Annotated in this window: 16 protein-coding genes; all 16 read right to left on the reverse strand. The window is 57.2% G+C overall.

Features of this window, described 5'->3' with window-relative positions; genetic code table 11:
- Window position 1 precedes the first annotated feature (1 nt).
- The 16 genes from NUW12_06050 to NUW12_06125 all read right to left on the reverse strand — a co-directional run bounded on the left by NUW12_06050 (window position 2) and on the right by NUW12_06125 (window position 19199).
- Window positions 2-979 carry an alpha-ketoacid dehydrogenase subunit beta gene (locus NUW12_06050; GenBank protein MCR4402333.1) on the reverse strand — a complete coding sequence of 326 codons (978 nt, stop codon included), beginning with the start codon at window positions 977-979 and terminating at the stop codon, window positions 2-4.
- A 30-nt stretch (window positions 980-1009) separates the two neighbouring features.
- Complete coding sequence (locus NUW12_06055; protein ID MCR4402334.1) at window positions 1010-1969, reverse strand: thiamine pyrophosphate-dependent dehydrogenase E1 component subunit alpha; 960 nt, start codon at window positions 1967-1969, stop codon at window positions 1010-1012.
- Between the two features lie 27 nt (window positions 1970-1996).
- On the reverse strand, window positions 1997-2785 hold the full coding sequence (locus NUW12_06060; GenBank protein ID MCR4402335.1) for a TIM barrel protein: 789 nt from the start codon (window positions 2783-2785) through the stop codon (window positions 1997-1999).
- A 27-nt stretch (window positions 2786-2812) separates the two neighbouring features.
- Window positions 2813-3832, reverse strand: a complete 1020-nt coding sequence (locus NUW12_06065) for an alcohol dehydrogenase catalytic domain-containing protein (GenBank protein ID MCR4402336.1) — start codon at window positions 3830-3832, stop codon at window positions 2813-2815.
- 36 nt (window positions 3833-3868) lie between these two features.
- On the reverse strand, window positions 3869-4261 hold the full coding sequence (gene rbsD, locus NUW12_06070) for a D-ribose pyranase (protein ID MCR4402337.1): 393 nt from the start codon (window positions 4259-4261) through the stop codon (window positions 3869-3871).
- 81 nt (window positions 4262-4342) lie between these two features.
- Window positions 4343-5353 carry a LacI family transcriptional regulator gene (locus NUW12_06075; GenBank protein MCR4402338.1) on the reverse strand — a complete coding sequence of 337 codons (1011 nt, stop codon included), beginning with the start codon at window positions 5351-5353 and terminating at the stop codon, window positions 4343-4345.
- 116 nt (window positions 5354-5469) lie between these two features.
- The gene (locus NUW12_06080; protein ID MCR4402339.1) at window positions 5470-6504 is read right to left on the reverse strand and encodes a sugar ABC transporter substrate-binding protein; all 1035 of its coding nucleotides are present in this window, start codon (window positions 6502-6504) and stop codon (window positions 5470-5472) included.
- 138 nt (window positions 6505-6642) lie between these two features.
- On the reverse strand, window positions 6643-7632 hold the full coding sequence (locus tag NUW12_06085; protein MCR4402340.1) for an ABC transporter permease: 990 nt from the start codon (window positions 7630-7632) through the stop codon (window positions 6643-6645).
- Window positions 7633-7634: 2 nt separating this feature from the next.
- Complete coding sequence (locus NUW12_06090) at window positions 7635-9107, reverse strand: sugar ABC transporter ATP-binding protein (protein ID MCR4402341.1); 1473 nt, start codon at window positions 9105-9107, stop codon at window positions 7635-7637.
- A 75-nt stretch (window positions 9108-9182) separates the two neighbouring features.
- The gene (locus NUW12_06095; GenBank protein MCR4402342.1) at window positions 9183-10163 is read right to left on the reverse strand and encodes a sugar phosphate isomerase/epimerase; all 981 of its coding nucleotides are present in this window, start codon (window positions 10161-10163) and stop codon (window positions 9183-9185) included.
- 12 nt (window positions 10164-10175) lie between these two features.
- On the reverse strand, window positions 10176-11288 hold the full coding sequence (locus NUW12_06100) for an alcohol dehydrogenase catalytic domain-containing protein (GenBank protein ID MCR4402343.1): 1113 nt from the start codon (window positions 11286-11288) through the stop codon (window positions 10176-10178).
- Window positions 11285-11893 carry an SIS domain-containing protein gene (locus NUW12_06105; protein MCR4402344.1) on the reverse strand — a complete coding sequence of 203 codons (609 nt, stop codon included), beginning with the start codon at window positions 11891-11893 and terminating at the stop codon, window positions 11285-11287. Before NUW12_06105 ends, NUW12_06100 begins: the two co-directional genes overlap by 4 nt.
- Window positions 11894-11929: 36 nt before the next feature.
- Window positions 11930-13438, reverse strand: a complete 1509-nt coding sequence (locus NUW12_06110; protein ID MCR4402345.1) for an FGGY family carbohydrate kinase — start codon at window positions 13436-13438, stop codon at window positions 11930-11932.
- 391 nt (window positions 13439-13829) lie between these two features.
- A complete protein-coding gene (locus NUW12_06115) occupies window positions 13830-14711 on the reverse strand; it encodes a MurR/RpiR family transcriptional regulator (GenBank protein MCR4402346.1) in 882 nt (293 codons plus the stop codon).
- A 15-nt stretch (window positions 14712-14726) separates the two neighbouring features.
- The gene (locus NUW12_06120) at window positions 14727-16016 is read right to left on the reverse strand and encodes an NAD(P)-dependent oxidoreductase (protein MCR4402347.1); all 1290 of its coding nucleotides are present in this window, start codon (window positions 16014-16016) and stop codon (window positions 14727-14729) included.
- Window positions 16017-16589: 573 nt separating this feature from the next.
- Window positions 16590-19199, reverse strand: a complete 2610-nt coding sequence (locus NUW12_06125; GenBank protein ID MCR4402348.1) for a mannose-1-phosphate guanyltransferase — start codon at window positions 19197-19199, stop codon at window positions 16590-16592.
- Window positions 19200-19201: the final 2 nt, after the last annotated feature.

Consider the following 19201-nt stretch of genomic DNA (forward strand, 5'->3'; position numbering starts at 1 on the left):
CTTAGGAACCCACCGTCTCTTTCACCGCCGCCACGATGTCGTCGACGGAGGGAAGCACGTAACGCTCGAGATTCGGGCTGAACGGGACCGGAGCAAACTTGCTTGCAACCCTCTTGATAGGTGCATCGAGGTAATCCACGGCTTTCTCGGCCACGATGGCGGAGACCTCAGCCACAACACCGAACGGCCGCCAGGTCTCTTGGACTGCTACCAAGCGGTTCGTCTTCCTAACGGATTCCAGGATGGTCTCCTCGTCAAGCGGGCTTATAGTCCTGAGATCGACGACCTCGACGTCAATTCCGTCGATGGCGAGCTGTTCGGCTGCGCGGAGGCTGAAATCGACCATGTACGAGTAGGTCACGATTGTCACGTCCTTGCCAGCACGTTTGATGTCAGCCTTCCCAAGCGGAACGATATAGTCCTCCTCCGGCACAGGCCCTTTCACCTTGTATAGCTGCTTGTGTTCGAAGAATATCACCGGGTTGTCATCGCGAATCGCCGCCTTGAGGAGGCCTTTCGCATCATAAGGCGTAGCCGGCAGAACCACTTTTAGGCCGGGCACGAAGCCAAACCACGATTCAAACATGTGGGAATGCTGAGCCGCAGCCGATAGGTACCCGCCCACCGGGGCTCTCAGGACCATGGGAACGGAGCAGGTCCCGCCAAACATGTATCTCATGTTCGCCGCCTGGTTGACCAACTGGTCAGAGGCGATGGTGATCCAGTCGGAGTACTGAAGTTCCACCACCGGGCGACATCCCGTGAGGGCCGCGCCGACGGCCGCCCCGACATACCCCGCCTCGGAGATCGGCATATCCAGAACGCGCCCCGGAAACATGTCGTAAAGGCCTTGTGTCACACCGAAAGCTCCCCCATAGGGACCCACATCAAGGCCCATCACGAATACCCGCTCGTCGCGGCGCATTTCTTCGGCTAGTGCTTCGCCGAGTGCCTGAGTGTATGTGAGTTCTCGCATCACTGTGTCCTCCTTCCGACCGCCTTCCGGAGATCACGCATAGACGTCCTCAAGAGCCTCATGGAGTTCCGGCTCCGGGCTGGTCTCGGCGAACTTCACAGCGGCCTCGAGCTCATCCATCACCTCACGCCGGATGCTCTCAAGCTCTTGGGCAGTAGCGATCTTCTCTGTGGTTAGGTACACCTCAAACCGTCCGATCGGCTCTTTGGCCTTCCACTCCGCCACTTCCTCTTTCGTACGGTACGTATCGGGCTCGCCCTCGAAGTGCGTATGCCATCTGTAAGTCTTGCACTCGATCAACGTCGGACCTTCACCTCGCCGGGCCCGTTCGACCGCCTCGTTTGCCGCCCTGTATACGGCGAGCACGTCGTTGCCATCTACTATGACCCCGGGGATAGCGTAACCCACTGCGCGGTCGGCGATATGCTCGACCTTCCGAACTTTGGACTGGCGGGTTCCGACGCCGTACAAGTTGTTCTCGCAGACATAGATGACTGGCAGGTCGAACGCGGACGCCAGGTTGATGGACTCGTGAAAGGTCCCTTGGTTGGACCCACCGTCCCCGAAGAAGGCCACGGCCACCTGCTTGGTGCCTCGCATCTTCGCAGACAGGCCCGCGCCGGTAGCTATCGGGATTCCTCCGCCGACGATGCCGTTCGCACCGAGAATTCCGAGCTCGGTGTGAGCCATGTGCATCGACCCACCCTTGCCTTTGTTGTATCCTGTCTTCTTTCCGTAGAGCTCGGCCATTGCCCTATCCAACTTGCCGCCCTTCGCGATAATATGCCCGTGGCCTCGGTGAGTGCTGGTGATGTAGTCGTCGTCGTTCAGAGCGGAGCAGACTCCAACTGCCACGGCCTCTTCGCCAAGGTAGAGGTGCACGAAGCCTGGCAGCACACCCTCGGCAAAAAGCTTCGATACTCTGTCTTCGAAGTACCTGATCCGCAGCATCTGTCGATACATTGTGATCATCTTCTCATGAGACAGTTCCATCGTTGTCACCCCTCATGCCACAGTTCGTCAGAACTCGAATATGTTCTTGACCTCAGCAAGAGCCTCCTCAGTTGAGCCCGTGGGCTCGAATTCAAATCCCACGTACCCACTATATCCAGCATGCTTCAGAGCCTCGTAAACCTTACGGTAGTTTATTTCACCAGTTCCCGGCTGGTGGCGTCCGGGCACGTCAGCGACGTGCACATGACCGATGGCGTCAATGTTCTCGGATATCGTCGTGATGAGGTTGCCCTCCATTATCTGCATGTGGTAGAAATCATAGAGCAGCCGGATGTTGGGACTTGCCACTTCTCGGATGAGCTTGAATCCGAGCTTGGAGTTGTTCAAGTAATAACCCTTGTGGTCTACCAGCGTATTGAGAGGCTCGAGAACCAAGGTCACCCCTGCCTTCTCAGCGATTGGGGCAAGCTCTTTGAGCCCTGCCAGCACGCTTTCATACTTCTCCTCAGAGGAAATCTCATAAGGCAAGGGCTTCACGGAACGGTCCTCACTCAGCTCATCCGTGAGCAAGAAGAGCCGCTTTACGCCTGCACTCCTAGCCTTCTCAATGGACGTCGCGATGTTTGCTACGAATCTCGGCCTGTCCTTGGGATCAATGAGCGTACCACCGAGGTTGCTCTGAAACGTGACGATCTCGAGACCTAGACTCGCCGCACGGTCAACAATGGTTGAGAGGTCCTTGTTGTCCCAGTTCCAGAACTCCACTCCGTCAAAGCCCCACTCTTTCGCTTTGGTAAGCCTCTCCAGAAAAGGAACCTCCGTAAATAGCATCTCAATACAAGCGCTGAACTTCATGCAGCAGTCCCTCCCGCGCCAGAGTCGTCACGGATATACGACAATCTTCACACCCTCTCCGCTCTTGAGGAGCTCAATCCCTTTGCAGATATCGGTGAGCGCCACCTTATGAGTCACGAGCTTACCGAGGTCCAGCACACCGGTCTCCAAGACTTTCACGGCCTGGGGGAAAGTCGCGTTGGCAAGCCAAGTCCCGTAGATCGTCAGGCTCTTGAAAGTGATGTTGCATTGCTGGATCTCCTGCCTGACACCGGCATTCACTCCGAATACCAGTACCGTGCCGCCTTTCCGGGCGAGGTTGACAGCGTCTGCAAACAGCCGGCCAGCCACGTCCGCGACAACATCGGCACCGATGCCAGTCTCGAGACGCACGACCCCCTCGAGGTTTTCGGTAGTCGGGTCAACTACGATATCTGCCCCACTCAGCCCGGCGTACTTTCGGCGCAGCTCGGTCGGTTCAGACACGATGACCTTTGCACCCGCAGCCTTGAACATCTGAGTGAACAGAAGACCTATGGGCCCTGCCCCAAGCACCACAGCCGTTTCACCAGGTTGGATCCTGGCCGCCTGGGTACCGTTGATTACGCATGCTAAGGGCTCAGCAAAGACAGCGATCTCCGGCGGCACCCGGGGTGAGATCTTGTGGAGTTGTTGAGCTGGAACCTTGCTGTACTTGGCGAAGGCGCCGTCGGAGTGGATGCCTATGGCAATGATGTTCTCACACACGTTGGGCATGTGATTCTGACAGTATACGCAGTGCCCACAATAGATATTCGGGTTGACAACCACACGGTCTCCCGGCTTGAGGTGAGTCACCCCTGACCCAACCTCGAGAATCTTACCAACGTATTCGTGTCCCAGAATCGTGTTCGGCGTCGCAATGTATCCTGGCGGAACAGCGACGATATGTACGTCCGTCCCACATATGCTGGCAGCCTCAACTTCAAGGAGTACGTCATCGGGCCTGCTTATCTTGGGAACCGGTACTTCATCAAGCGCCAAGTTGCCTTCGCCGCGAAAGACTGCCGCAAGCATCATTCCAGACATACCTGTACCTCCTTCCCCTAGCTCGCCAGCCCAGCTCTAGAAGACTACACCGGAGTAGAGGGCGATATTGGCGTATGACTTGCATTCACCAGTTCTGATTATGGCTCTGGCGTTCTTCGAAGCCGCCTTGAATTCCTCATGACTCACTTCGGTGATTCTTCCGTCGAAAATGGACTTCACCCTCTCGTAGAGGTCCGGACTCTTGTCCTTCATCTCGCAAGCAATCGCGACCCGCTCCACCTGGAGCTCACTGAGAATGGCATCGAGGACGTCAACGAATCTCGGAACCCCTGGCTTCACAGCCACGTCGACTTTGGTCGTTCCGGGTGGCACGGGAAGTCCGGCATCAGCTATCACAAGACAATCACCGTGACCCATGTCAGCGATGAGGCGACTAATCTCAGAGTTCAAAAGCGTGCTCTTCTTCACAGCTAGGCACCTTCCACAAACGGTTTTGCAGTTCCATACCGTCACCCGCAAGGCCAAATGGAGTGGACGAGCGCTGAAGCTCTAGGAGCCACTTACGGTTCGGACGGACTCCCGGATTATCAATTCAGTAGGAAGGACGACTCTCTTGACCTGCCTACCGCGCCCGGAGATCCTCTGGAGCAGAAGCTTCACTGCAACCTCGCCCATTCTCCTTACGGGTTGTGCAACCGTGGTGAGCTTAGGTTTTACGAGCCTTGAAAGCGGGACGTCGTCGAATCCGACCACTGATATGTCGTCTGGCACCTTGATGCCCGAGCTCTCCAACGCTTGCATGAAACCGATGGCGGCAAGATCGTTCACCGCGAATACGGCTGACGGAAGCCCCGACATCTTGGCAAGTCTCATCCCTGCCTCAAATCCAGACTCAAGGGAGAAGTCACAGTTCAAAACCCATCCAGGAACAACTTCCAGGCCTGAGTCGTTCATGGCCGTGACGAACCCCTCGGCGCGATGCTTACTGGTTGGAAGATGAGTCGGCCCCCGGAGACATCCTATCTTGGAATGCCCCTGTGCGATCAAGAACCTAACTGCGTCGATTGCCCCCGCGCGTCCATCACTGACCACCGTATCGGCCGTCAAGCCTTCGATCTCGCGGTCCACGAGGACTACCGGAATCCGCGAGTCTTTCTGAAAGCTGTTAATCGCCTCAGCGAGATCTCCAGCAGTCGTGAAGATGAGACCATCCACCTGTTTCTCACGCATCAGAGCAAGGTAGGCGATTTCGCGTCTCTTGTCGTTCTCGCTGTTGCACAAGACTACGTTGTAGCCGTACTTGCGAGCCGATGCCTCAATTGCTTTAACCAACTCAGCGAAAAACGGGTTGGCAATATCGGGGATCATGACGCCAAAAGTCTTACTCCGCCGAGAGCGAAGACTTCGAGCGAGCGCGTTTGGAGTATAATTCAGCTCTTTAACTGCTCGCAGTATTCTGTCCCGCGTTTCGGGTTTCACATTAGATGAATTGGCCAGGGCCCGTGAGACCGTGCTAGGCGACACTCCGGCCCTCATGGCCACGTCCTTAATAGTTGTCACTGGTACTCCTTCCTAATGCCACCTGCATGAGGCAGCATTGCAGAGCTTTCTATACTTCATCCTGAGTTCGGGAGAGACCTACGCTCGCACGCAGGTCTCTCCCGAAAGACCTTGCCCTAGAACTTGACGTTAGCCCACAGGTTCGGATCGTTGACGTTCTCCTTGGTGATGGCTGTCGGCGGGATTCGGTGGATGGGATCCGCAATCTTCTCGCCCTTGATGGCCTTCAGAGCCAGCTCAACGGCGGTCTTGCCCATTCCATGGAGATCCTGCGAAGCAGAACCGTCGGCATAGCCACTTCGAATAGCGTCGCAGATGTTCGGACCTCCGTCAACCCCGACGATTACCACGTGCTTCGGGTCGCCCACGGGGTAGAGTTTACCAAGCTGCTTAAGTGCAGCAAGGACTGTTTCGGTGTAGAGATTGTCAGACGGCAGGTATATCGCGCCGATATCTGGATTCGCCTGGAACGCATCCATAGTGGCAGCATTTGCAACCTCGGGCTTCCAGTATGCCGGGAGCACCGAGACGACCTGAAGGTTGGGATACTTCTTGACTTCCTCCATAAACCCCTCGTGCCTCTCCAGACCAGCACTGGTTGCCAGATCACCCTGCAGAACGAGAACCTTCACCTTTTTATTCCCGACGGCCTTGGCCATGAGCCTCACGGAGAGACGGCCACACTCCCTGTTGTCTGACTCGACCATAGCGGCCACTTTACCGCCGGTGACGGAACGGTCGAGCGTGATCACCGGGACGCCGGCTTGGTTAGCCTTCACAACGGCGGCAGAGAGAGCAGCAGAATCAACTGGGTTTAGGATAACGGCCTTGGCACCTTTGGTGATTAGGTCCTCGACCTCGGCCATCTGAATCTCGGCAGAGTTCTGCCCTGAAAAAGTGGTCAACCCGTTGCGATACTGGGCAGTCCCCATGAGAACGCCTTTGTAAATGTTCAGCCAACCAACATGGTCCAGAGCAGCCATGACGAGGCCGAGCATAGGCTCACCAGGAACGACTGCGGACTTGCCAGTCTCCGCCAGCTTGGCAAGCTCCTTGACTCTGCTCTCAAGGTCTTGCTGGGCTGCGCTGGCCACCATCGAGAAGCTGAGAAGGAGGACCACTGCAATCGAGATGAGCCGAGTGACTTTCATTCTGTTTTCCCTCCCATTGCGAATTGAACATCGACGCCGTTGACCTAATACTTCACTTAAGCCCGATGATTGCGACGACCTCGCTGGCAATTACACGGGGACCACCTCCTTATACTCCTGAACACTTAGTCGATGGTACTAGCGGTGTTTCGAATACATAACCTTCAGGGTGTCTACAAGAACAGCCACGAAAATGATGGCGCCCTTTGCGACTTGCTGGTAGAAAGCTGAGACGTTAAGAAGGTTCAGTGCGTTGTTGATCACGCCCATGAGGAGAACACCTATCGCTGTCCCGCTGATGAAGCCGACGCCACCCGAAAGGCTCGTGCCTCCAATGACCACGCTGGCAATAGCATCGAATTCGAAACCGGTCCCCATAGTCGGCCAGAAGGAGTTGAGGCGCGAGGTGACCAGAATTCCCGCTACAGCCGTGAAAAGCCCGCCAAGGAGATAGACCTTCAGGACCGTCCGTCTCACGTTGATACCTGAAATCCTGGCAGCTTCTGGGTTTCCGCCTACCGCGTATACTTGCTGGCCGAATACGGTCCTCGACAAAATCACGTGTCCAACGATAAAGGCCACGATCGCAACCACGATAGTAACGGGAACAGGGCCTATCATCCCAAAGCCGATGGCCTGGAAGACCGGAGGCAGGTTGTACCACGAACGTCCCTGAGAGACCACCATCGTAAAGCCGCGGAACGCCTGCATCGTCGCCAGAGTCACAATGAACGCAGGCATCCGGAGGTATGCAACAGAGAAGCCGTTGACAAATCCAGCAATGAGACCCCCGGCTATCATAACCAGGAGTCCGAGGTACTGGTTAAGACCATGGAAAAGCATCAACGCGACGGAAATCGCGCTCGACAGAGCCACGATGGCGCCCACGGACACGTCAATCCCTTGGGCGACAATGATGAACGTCATGCCGACCGCGATGACGCCGATCGTTGACGACTGCAGAAGGACATTGCTGATGTTCTGCCACGTCAGAAACCTTGGCGAGATTATAGCCATAGAAGCACAAAGAATGAGGAATGCGAGATAGATGCCGTAACGCAGAATGACATAGAGAGCGCCAACAGAGCGGGTTCCCTGCGCCATGGCGGTCTCTGTCTTGGTGGTCATTGTTACCTGTCACCTCCGGTCTCTAACGCCAGGACCGCTTCCTGTGTGGCCTCGTCGCGTTTGAGGTCTGCAATCAGCCGTCCGTTTCGCATCACAAGGATCCGGTCGCTCATTCCTAGAACTTCCTGCAGCTCAGACGAGATCATCAGGATCGCGGCACCTTTCTGGGCCAGTCCGTTCATAATCTCATGGATCTCTGCCTTCGCGCCGACGTCCACACCACGCGTCGGCTCGTCGAGGATGAAGATCTTGGGCTCAGCCTCGAGCCATTTACCGATGACTACTTTCTGTTGGTTGCCACCACTCAGGTACTTGACCCACCTCCTTGAGTCAGGGGTCGCGATCCGCAGGTTCGATATCTGGCGCTCAGCCGCCCTTTCCTGAGCTTTCTCGTCTACCCACCAACCCCATTTCGTGAACTTGTGGAGACTGGCGAGCACGATATTCATCCTTATGGGCTTGTCGGCAATGAATCCCTCGTTTCTCCTGTCCTCGGTAACAAACCCGAACCCGTTCCGTATGGCGTCTTCCGGGCCCCTGATCGAGATGGGGCGACCCAAGACCTTCACCTTGCCGCTATCTACCGGATCGAGCCCGAAAATGGCGCGGGCAAGCTCAGTACGTCCTGAACCCATCAGTCCGGTTATCCCGACGATCTCCCCAGCCTTAAGAGCGAAGCTTATGTCCTCGAACACTCCGCGCCGGGTGAGCCCTTCCACTCTGAGTAGCTCCTGATTCATTGGAACATTGGATTTTGGAAACATCTCCCTGAGGTCTCGTCCGACTATCATCCGGATGAGTTCCATCTTGGCGGTGCTCGCAATGTCAACCGTGCCGACCTTCTGGCCATCGCGCAGGACAGTCGCCCGGTTACAAACTTCGAAGATCTCGTCAAGCCTATGCGAAATGTACACGATGGAGACGCCTCGTGAAGCCAGTTCCCTCATGAGGCCGAAGAGGACTTTGGTCTCCCGCTCAGTGAGGGACGAAGTTGGTTCATCGAGGACCAATACCTTCGTGTTCCGGAGTAGCGCCCGGGCTATCTCTATCATCTGCCGCTCGCCCATCCGGAGCGAACGCACAGTTGCCGTCGGCGAGACATTCAGGCCTATTCGGCTGAGAACCTCCTCCGTTTCGCTGCGCAGGCGTTTCCAGTTAAGGATGCCGCGGCCATTCTGGAAGGCCTCTATGAACAGATTGGACACCACTGGCATGTCGGGGAACAGGGCCAGCTCCTGGTGGATGAAGGAGATCCCGACGTTCTGGGCAGCCCTCGGGTCCGGAATGCTAGTCTCAGTGCCATTGATGAGGATGCGGCCGCTGTCGGGCTGGATCACACCACCAAGGATGTTCATCAGCGTCGACTTTCCCGCTCCGTTCTCACCTACCAGAGCGTGGATTTCTCCCCGCCTGACTTCCAGGCTGACGTTGTTCAGTGCCACGACGCCCGGGAAGACTTTGGTTATGCCCTGCATTTCGAGGGCTATCTCGTTACCCTGGTACACTGGTTTCCCCCCCAACGTGCGAGGACTAAGCCATGGAGCTGCAGGCTACGGAAGAATCGCCTTTCGTATCACCGAGAGGGTTCTGATCGGGTTGCCAGTCTCGATGAGTTTTCCGATCTCATCCATTCCGATACGCTCGATTAGCCTGAACATACCCTTGTACCATTCGATGCCCTCAGTGACAACCTCGACACCATCCTCGCGGTAGGGAAATACATCGAGGGAGTACCAGCCGTCGTATCCCGTGCGCTCAAGCCAGTACAGGAGCTCCAGCGTCTCAAGGGTGTGCACCGAGGCTGGCATCATATCATCATCCCAGGTGCGATAGTTGTCGTTGAGGTGCAAGTGGAACAGCTTGTTGCCAAACCTCCTAATCAGGGCAACGTCATAAGCCATGCTCTCGAATCCCTGCAAGGCATGGCCGATATCCAGATTGATGCCTACGTTAGGCCTGTTGACTTCCTGAATGAGCAAGAGTGCAGTGCCCACGCTGTTGACGTGAGCATGCATGCGAGGTTCGCGAGGCTTGTACTCGACCGCGATCTTCACATCCGGTCGGTAGTCAGCACACTCGATAAGCCCCTCGACGATCCAGTCCCACTCCTTGATGTAATCGGACTGGAACACATAGTCGAATCCGTCATGTCCGAACCACGGGCTGACCTGGCTGCATCCAACCTTCGCTGCAAGGTCCATTGCCTTCTTGACCTGCGAAATCGCCTGTTCTCGGACCCTGGGATCCTTGGAGCTGAACGTGCCCCATCCCCACTTACCTTGTGACCAGAGCTCCGGAATAATCATAGAAACCTGGAATCCCGCGTCGACCACCTGCTGGAGGTCCTGATCGGCCGTCTCCATTCTGAGATGCCATCCACCGACGAGTTCCACGCCGGTGAGGTCAGGTACCTGGCGCGCCCGCTCCAGCATTTCGGCAAAGCTTCTCTTGGGAGTATAGCCCTCGAGGACGTAACGATCTGAACAAGCACCGAACGCCACCATAACCGACGAGAACTTGTGCTCTCTCATCCTTACCACTCCTCATCTATGAATATGGGACTTCGATGAGGTGCTAGCTGTCGACCTCTCATCTCTGTCGAGTCTGAAGAGCGCCGGCCCCTCTTCCAGGTCGGGCACCAATACGGCCTTCAACACTTTGCCTTGCCGCGCATCGGTAATCGCCTTTCTTGCGTCCTCAAGGGAATAGGTCGCGATGAGTTTCTTGGGGTCGATTTTCCCGGAGGACAAGAGCTCGAGAGCGAGCTTGTGGTACCTCGGATGGTACGAGAACGTTCCAACGACGGTCTTCTCGTTGTAGTGAATCTCGTTGCCGTTCAGATGCACCGTCGGATTCTGTCTCGGAAGCCCGCCGAACAGTGCAATACGCCCCCGCTTCCGTACAAGCTCCACCGCTTGGGTCGAAGCCTCTGGCGCCGGAGTGGCAACTATTGCCGCGTCAGCGCCGACACCGTTTGTCTGTTCCTGTACCGCCTCCACGGCGTCCTGAGGCGCTGCCACCCTATCCACGTGGAAAAGCGCTGCCGCGTTTGCGGCACGCTCAGCCGATGGCTCGACGAGGATGACTTGCCGCGCCCCGCGTAGATGGGCTATCTCTGCGTGTAGACAGCCGATAGGGCCTCCGCCAAGGACTACTACCGTGTCTCCGAGGCCCACCGCAAGCCTGTCTTGGGCTGCCAGAACCGAGCACATTGGCTCCGAAAGCGCGCCGTCCACGAACGAGAGGTTCGGCGGGAGGTGGTTCACGATGCCGCGCTCCAGGATGTCTTTCGTAAGAGCCATGTACTCCGCAAACCCTCCGTCCACGTCTCGGCCAAGGATCTTGAGGTTGTCGCAGAGGTTGTAAAGACTACGCTCGCAGTAGTAACACTTCCCACAACGGATATCGGCCGCCAGCGAAAGCCTGTCACCCACGGAGAACTCGGTCGCGCCCTTCCTGGCCTCGATCACCTCTCCGGTGATCTCATGCCCCATGATGGGGCTTCCCGCAACAGGACCAAAGAAGTAGCGCCTCACATCTCCTCCGCATACACCGCAAGCACGGACACGCAAGAGTATGCCGTCTTCCGGGCAAACAGGTGTTGGAACCTCAACTACACTCAGTGCTTCGATGCCTTGAAGTACCGCAGCCCTCACGCCTGTGCCTCCTTGCGTAGTGTTTTCCCTACCGCTCCACCGGGATGAGTGACGGCAAAGGACTCTTTGGTGTATCCCTTCAGCTGCTGGACCGCCACACACAATGCGTCGCCCGCAATACCGTTGGCGAGAGAACTCCCGGTGGCTATCATCCCGAATGGGTCGGCCTCGGCAGGGACCCTTACGATAACCACCTGATCTGCCATGGACGCCAGAGTTGACTCCGGCGCTTCCGTCATGGCGATCACACTGGCTCCGCGTCTCCGGGCTATCTTGGAAAACTCGATGACTTCATCAGTCTCGCCACCCTTTGAAATCGCGATGAGGACATCGTTTGGGGTTATAGCGCCAGACGAACCGTGAAGGCTATCCGTTGCGTGAATGAAGACCGACGGGGCCCCTGAGCATGACAGAAGATGGGCTAGCCGCCACGCCATTGCATGCGAGGTGCCAACGCCTGTCACGAACACATGTCCCTTGCATCCTAAGACCAGTTTGAGCGCACCAATATACCCGTCGTCAACCTGATCAGCCACCATCTGAAGCATGCGTGCCTCTTTCATGATGGTGTCGCGAAGTAGCGCCAAGATCTCCTTATCATTCATCTCGTGACTCCTCCAAACCCACCCGCGAACGCCAGACTATATTCGGTGACAGATCGGCCTCAGGGCCGGGTATAATGAACGATAGACATCGTACTTCTCCAGATACATCTCATGCCGGTCGTAATCTGGCGTGTAGACGGCTTCGGTGCGAACAAGTTGATCGACGGCCTCAGTCAACGAGGTAAAGACTCCCGTTGCTAGACCGCCGAGCAATGCGGCCCCGAGGCATGCAGCTTCGCGAACGGCGAGTGTGGCTACCGGCACACCGAGCACATCCGCTTTCACTTGTAGCCACGCCGGAGACTTGGCGCCTCCACCCACGGCTCGAAGCTCTCGGACTTCCACACCCAGGCTATAAAGCGTGTCAAGGTTGATCTTTAGTTCATAGGTTAGGCTGTCGAGAATGCCCTTGACCACATCGTATCTAGTTGTTCCCAGAGTAAGTCCTACGACAGCCCCCTTCGACTTCGGATCCGACCACGGCGTACCACTTCCAACTAAGTGCGGAAGAAACAGCACATGCGAAGGGTCCTTGGGCACACGAGATATGATGAGATCATAGACATCGCACCCGGACTCGGCGGCCTCCCGAGCCTCGAGATGCCCGAAAGTGTCTCGGTACCACCTCAGCAGGAGCCCCCCCGTATGGTTGAGCGTTATTGTGAAGTAGATGCCGGGTACCACATGGTAATAGCACGGGTACTTGCTCCTCAACATCTCATCGCTTAGAATCGGCCTCTCGAATGGAATCCCCATTACTTCTGCAGTACCCGTGGAGACTGTAGCCATCTTCTCGCGCACTACGCCCGCACCGAGCGCGGCACAAGTCTGGTCGTGCCCCCCGGTGGCAAGACTGACTCCCTTTGGAAGCCCAAGCTCGCGGGCAAGCTCGGGGGCAATCCGTCCGGCGAAGTGTCCTGAAGGCACCACTGTTCCGAGTTTCTCGGACGGGATGCCCACAGCATCCAGGATCGACGATGACCATTCTCCTGCCGAGATGTCAAATGCCATCGTTCTGGAAGCCATGGACAGGTCCACAAGCGGCTCTCCGCCGAGCATGGCCAGAACGAACTCCTCGTAGTGCAGGAACTTCCAGGTCTTCTCGAACACATCCGGGCGATTGTTCTTGAGCCACATGATCTTGGTCAGAGCGTTCAGTGGATGGATGGGCATGCCGGTGTGCCTGAAGATGTTGTGGGCTCCGAACTTGTCGTCAAGCCAGCGGCACTCTTCCTCTGTACGAGCGTCCATTCCTAAGATTGCGGGGTATATGATATTCATGTGGGAGTCCACGGGTATGATTGCGTCGCCCTGAACGGAAAGGCCTATTACAGTCACCGGGTCGTTACGCGTCACCGAAGCAACCGCGCCTCCGATGACTTCTCGCACGGCCGCCATGACTTCAAGTGGATCCTGCTCGGCCCATTTGGGGTACGGACACGAGTAACCATACTCCTTGAACGAGTACCCGATCACCTGGCCATCCTGGCTGAAGATGGCCGCCTTGCATCCAGTGGTTCCGATGTCCAACCCGAGCAGGCTCATCGCTCCTCACTCCCGCCACCGCTACGCGCCACCTTGCGAACATCTCGCGATCAATGGTGGCTACTAAGGAATTAGGGCGCTAGGAACACGCCATGGGATGGGACTGCGTGCACAGCGGCACGCAATGCTATCCATGGCAACGTTTGCAATAACGTTTCCATAACTACAGCCACCCTTCTATTTGTTCGCCATAGTATCCGCCTGTTCCTCCTATAAGCCAAGAAAAACTCGCAATGGCAGCAGTGGCATCTGCTCCCTGTTTCCCGAGTGCAGTCGCATACATAACGTGGACACTCGCTATCACGACTGATTGAGTCAACGAGACAACCATGTCGCATCCCCCGACCCTTCGACCCGTCGAAACCTCGCAATACATCCTGCGGGCTGCGGGTCACTCCTTGTTAACCCGAAGACTCTCATCGATGTATGACAACAACTCTTTCAGACTCCCCCTCCTTTTCTGGAGAACCCCAACCCATAGAGCTTCCAGCACGCACAGTTGGGCCACACGGTGGGCCATCAGCTCTCCTGTCGAGGACTCCGCAAACGCGGCGGTAAGGAGCACATGATCCGCGATCCTGACAATTGGCGAAAGGGGGAAATTGGTAATTGCGACGGTTGTAGCCCCAGCTTTCTTGCTTTGCTTCAGAGCCCGAATTACTGTAGTGGTTTGGCCAGAGTGGGATATGCCTACCGCCATATCTCCCCTTCTCAAGAGACTCCCTGTTACTAGACTCACGTCAGGATCTGATGAGTACGATGTCTGGTAGCCAATTCTCGCAAACTTGTAGCATCCGGCATGCGCTACTGCGGCCGCATCTCCGATTGCGAAGAACACCACCCTGGAAGCACTGCTAAGAGCCTCAAGGACTCTACGATATTCATCCACGTCGATGGCTGCCAACGTATGCTCGATCGTGCGGACGGAGGATTGAAACACCTTTCGTAAGATGTCTCCATAGTCGTCGCTTGGCTGCACGTCCGGATAAAAGCCCCCACCCCCGGGTTCGCTCGTTGGCTCAAGGGCGGTCCGAAATTCTCGATAGTTCTCATATCCAATCCGACGGGCAAACCGCGACAATGTTGCGGTGCTACAACCAGCTGCCCTTGCCACCTCTGCAATGCCCATTTCAACGACGCTCTTCGGGTTTTGCAGGACGAACTCCGCTGCCTTTCTCTCGGCGGAGTTGAGCGAATCATATACCCGCTTGATTTTCACCGGTGCGGGCAACATTACTGGCAAGTCCCCACCGGCATCGCTATTGCCCTCCATTGCGCGCCTCCTCTTCTAGTTGAGGATCCCGTCTTGGATTCTCCGAAGCTGTAATAGCGTGGAGTCAACGAGTTCCACCGAATCATAGGTGATGATCTCGTCTTTCCTGACGTCACGTACCAGCCTTGCACCTTTCGCAAGCCCAAGGGGGAGCATCTTCTCATTCCGGGCGATGTGTCCCAATTCTATACTGCCTCGGTAACAATACTCACCGATGCCGTCCAGAACTGTTCCAGCAGGCAGATGCCTCTTTGCAATTGCTATGCATTCGGCAGTCAGGGGCCTTTTCAGCGGCTGCATCGTCGCCTCGTGATACAAGACAGCCTGAGCCGCAGTCAGAGGCGTCTCCATCCCGCAGAGATGATATGGGCGATAGAGCAGGTAGTTTGGACCGTTTCCCATGTCCCTCTGAATCAAGCTGTCTATGAGCCGCGGCTGGTCTGTAGTCACGACTAGAAAGACGCCCGGGTGCACATCACCAATGGCAAAGTCTACGACTCCTTCTCTTTCCAAGATGCCTCCTTGGTGCTTGCGGCAGAATACCTTGGCTAGGTCTTTTACAACACACTTCGGACCATGCATCCCACGGATGTCGGGAACAAGGCCGGTTGCGTTGGCAACAGCTGCCATCTCAACCATCGTCTTTGACCCATCCACAAACTCCACCAGCATCCTGGGACTCATGCTCCTGGTCTTAGCCCTCTCGGCCCACTCATCAGGGGTTGCATAAGGATCCAAGGGATTGTTTTTTCCCTTTCCCGCTGCTACCACCTTGAGCCCCAAGGCCTTGGCAAACCTGTACAGCTCCATTATCGAGCCCGGCTCGTCGCCCGCCGTGAGAGTGTATATGACCCCAGCGTTGTCTGCCAGCTGCCTCAGAATTGGCCCAACCGTGACATCGCATTCTAGGTTCATCATCACAACGTGTTTCTTGTGGTTGATAGCGTCAAGAGCGATGCGAGCGCCCATTTCCGGGGACCCGGTGGCATCGATGACTACCTGAACCTGAGGGGTCCTCGTGGCCATTTCATATCTCGTTGACACCAAAACCCGGCTTTGGCCCAGCATCCGCGCCGCCTCGTAGGCGCTGTCCACGAGCGTAGGTTCGCGGTTGTCCTGGGCAAGCTTCAAGCCCTCGAGCACCGTTGACGAGTCAAGATCGACCGCGACGCAGATCTCTATGCCCTTCATCTGCCTAACCTGGGCAAGTATGTCTTTGCCCATCTGCCCGACACCTATCAAACCAACCCTAATAGGAGTCCCTGCTCTGTGCAGCTCCTCAAGCTTTTCGTCGATAGCGTACATCGTCTCGCCCTCCGATCTTGTACGAGCTGCGACCAACTGCTATAGCAATCTTCAGGGATTGATGAACCCGTGGCCGCTCCGCGAAGAGTGACTCCCTGTTCTGCCAAGGTGAAGAGGTCTTTCCATCGGTATCATACCATAGACACCTGGCGATGTGAAGACACATTTTGCATACAGGCTGAGTGATATGAAAGTACTGAGAAACGGGCAATGTGGGATTGCGCATAGTCGTGCGGTAGTCGCCATTATGCAGCAAACGTGGCTAGCCCATGCATTTCATACCATCGTCGCCCACATGAAAATGCTGTGACTGGTCGATAGAGACAGCATCGCGAGACCGGCTCTGAGAGGCGCGGATGCGCCGGGCGCGGGGCACCTCGGCACCAATGGAAAGTCCGGTCAAAGACGTTGGTGCTGGGTAGCGAAGGCGGTTCCCCGGAAACACTATCACGGCACGACGAAGAGGGGGGAACGGCCGTGGAACGAATCCCGGCGCACCGCATCCAGGGCATTCTAAGATCCCTTGGGTTCTGGGCTGGCGCGACCGCCACTGCCACCGTCCTCACGGCAACTCTAGATCCCGATGATCGCCTCGACCCTGTCGGCACATTCCCGCGCCCTCGCCGCGGCGGTATCCCCGTCCGCAGCTTCAGAGCGGATGTGAATGAACGGCTCCGCCGGGTCTGGAAGCACCAGCAGCCAACCATCGTCGAAGAATAGCCTGAGGCCGTCGATGAACTCTCTGGGCATGCCGCCTGTCTCTTCGGCCAAGATACGCATAACCCGTCCCTTGAACTCCCACGGGCAAGGCACCGAACGGCTCACCATGGGCGGAATGGCCAAGTTGTCCACGATGCGTGACAAGCCGATCCCCTGCCGCGCCATGAACTCGAAGACCTTTGCCAACGAGAACATGGCATCGAAGGCAGGCTGGAAGCTGGGAAAGATGAATCCTCCCTCAGTGTCGCCGGCGAACAGGAGGTCCTGCCCTGCCTTGGAGGCGAACTCCATCAGCGAGCGGGCGTCTTCCCTTGTCCGCACTATCCTCGAGCCATGCTCCGCGGCGATGCGGTCGACTGCGCTCGTGGCAGCCACGGTCGCGGCGACGAGGAACCCTCCATCCTTTGACGCCCCGCGCGATGCGTCGCACCTCGCTTCACGGCTCGCGCTGCCGCCAGTGCACCCGCTCGCGCAGCCGCTCGCGTCTCGCGTCGCCAGCCAAACCATGGCTGCAAGCAGGGTGTTGCCTTCCACCACCCTCCCCGTCTCGTCTACGAGCGCCAGCCGTTCGCCGTCGCCCTCTACCAACACTCCCACGTCGGCTCTGAGAGTGCTCACGGTCTCCGACAGCTTCTTGAGGTGCGCGCGCCGTTCCTCCAAGGTTTTCGGGGCGCGCGAGTGATCGGGATAGGCGTTTAGGGCAACCATTTCGCACCCTAGACGCCCAAAGATGCCTGGCAGAAACATGGAGAGCCTGCTGTACGCGTAATCCACCACCACGCTCAGCCGAGAGCCCGCGATTATCCCGGCGTCAACGTAGTTGAAGAACGACTCCGTGTACGGTTCCAGCACACGGCCGGGGAACTCCAGCTTGCCCACCTCGTCCGCATCCGTCCTCCGAAAGTCCTCTCTGAAGAAGATGTTCTCGATCTTGCGCTCGTGGGCCCTGGGCAGGTTAATGCCCTGGCTATTGAAGACCTCGATGAGCGTGAGCCGAGGATTATCGGGCGAGACCCGGATGTGCACTCCGCCGTCCACGCCGAGGGTCTTGACGTTGTACCGGCTCACCGGCAGAGGCGTCGACCTCAGGTCGAAGATGTTCGTTCCCACCGTCATCAGACCGCAGATGATCGACCGGAGGATCATACGAGAGGCGGGATGGTCATCGCGGCTGGTGGTGACGGTCGCGCCTTTGCCGATCGAGCTTCCGAACGAGGCCCCCAGCTTCATCGCGAACTCCGGCGTGAGCTCAATGTTGGTGAGCCCCGTCACGCCCCTGTCCTTGAAGATGGACCCCGGCCATTTCGTGCCCCATATGAGGCTCATGGTCACACGCGAGCCCGGCTCGATTATCTTGTTCGGCCATACCTTGATCTGGGGCTGGAGCATGGCGCCTTGTTCTATCCTGCACCTGTCGCCCACCACCACGCCTTCCTGACACGTGACGAAGTCCTTGATGATTGCGTGCTCGCCCACTATGGCGCCTCGTACCTCCGTCCCCTGGCCAACGAACGTGTCCTGCCACAGCAGGCTGCGTTGGATGACAGCGTCCTTCTCGATTATGCAGTTGTCCCCTAGAACCGTGTACTCAAAGCAACCCGCGCCCGGCCCTATCCGGCAGTTCCTGCCTATGACGAGAGGTCCGGAGAGGCGTGCGCTGGGCGCGATCTCCGTGCCCGCTCCGACCCAGATGTCGGTGCCGATCTTGTTGCCCGGGATGTCTACCTTCACTCTACCCATCACCGCGTCTATCTGGGCTTGCCTATACTGCTGGACGTTGCCTACATCGCACCAGTATCCCGAGGCCACGTGCGCGTATAGCCTCTTTCCATCGCGCAGCAACGCCGGGAACACGTCCTGACTGAAGTCGGCGGGCCTCCCCGCGTCCACGTAATCGAGCACTTCGGGCTCGAGGATGTATATGCCCGTGTTGACCGTGTCGCTGAACACCTCGCCCCAGCTCGGCTTCTCCAGAAACCTGCGTATCCTGCCCTCGTCGTCGGTGACCACGATGCCGTATTCGAGGGGATTGTCCACGCGCGTCGTGACGATGGTAGCCACCGCCGACTTGACTTCATGGGACCTCACGGCTTCACGAAGATCGATGTCGGTGAGCGCGTCCCCGCTTATGACGAGCAGCCGCTCCCTGCCGAAGACCTCGGCTGCCTTCTTCACGCTTCCGGCCGTGCCGAGGGGAACGTCTTCAACGGAGTAGGACAGATGAAGGCCGAGTTCCGTTCCGTCGCCGAAGAAGCTCTCGATCTCATCTGCAAGGTAGTACAGGGTCACCGCTATGTCTGTGATTCCATGGCGCTTCAACAGCTCGAAGATGTGCTGGATTATGGGCTTGTTCACGACGGGCACCATCGGCTTGGGACGGTTGCACGTGAGCGGACGCAGTCTCGTTCCCTCTCCGCCTGCCATGACCACCGCTTTCATGTCAAGCCCCCCTATCCTGTCCAATC

This window comes from Bacillota bacterium (assembly GCA_024653485.1).
In the GTDB taxonomy this organism is placed as follows: Bacteria; Bacillota; SHA-98; order UBA4971; family UBA4971; genus UBA6256.

Bases quoted from the DNA above. Each gene is read 5' to 3' on its own strand.
- NUW12_06115 (MCR4402346.1), bottom strand. From the start codon at position 14,711: ATGGAGGGCAATAGCGATGCCGGTGGGGACTTGCCAGTAATGTTGCCC.
- NUW12_06080 (MCR4402339.1), bottom strand. From the start codon at position 6,504: ATGAAAGTCACTCGGCTCATCTCGATTGCAGTGGTCCTCCTTCTCAGC.
- NUW12_06110 (MCR4402345.1), bottom strand. From the start codon at position 13,438: ATGAGCCTGCTCGGGTTGGACATCGGAACCACTGGATGCAAGGCGGCC.
- NUW12_06065 (MCR4402336.1), bottom strand. From the start codon at position 3,832: ATGTCTGGAATGATGCTTGCGGCAGTCTTTCGCGGCGAAGGCAACTTG.
- NUW12_06060 (MCR4402335.1), bottom strand. From the start codon at position 2,785: ATGAAGTTCAGCGCTTGTATTGAGATGCTATTTACGGAGGTTCCTTTT.
- NUW12_06085 (MCR4402340.1), bottom strand. From the start codon at position 7,632: ATGACCACCAAGACAGAGACCGCCATGGCGCAGGGAACCCGCTCTGTT.
- NUW12_06105 (MCR4402344.1), bottom strand. From the start codon at position 11,893: ATGAATGATAAGGAGATCTTGGCGCTACTTCGCGACACCATCATGAAA.
- NUW12_06095 (MCR4402342.1), bottom strand. From the start codon at position 10,163: ATGAGAGAGCACAAGTTCTCGTCGGTTATGGTGGCGTTCGGTGCTTGT.
- NUW12_06120 (MCR4402347.1), bottom strand. From the start codon at position 16,016: ATGTACGCTATCGACGAAAAGCTTGAGGAGCTGCACAGAGCAGGGACT.
- NUW12_06090 (MCR4402341.1), bottom strand. From the start codon at position 9,107: ATGCAGGGCATAACCAAAGTCTTCCCGGGCGTCGTGGCACTGAACAAC.
- NUW12_06055 (MCR4402334.1), bottom strand. From the start codon at position 1,969: ATGGAACTGTCTCATGAGAAGATGATCACAATGTATCGACAGATGCTG.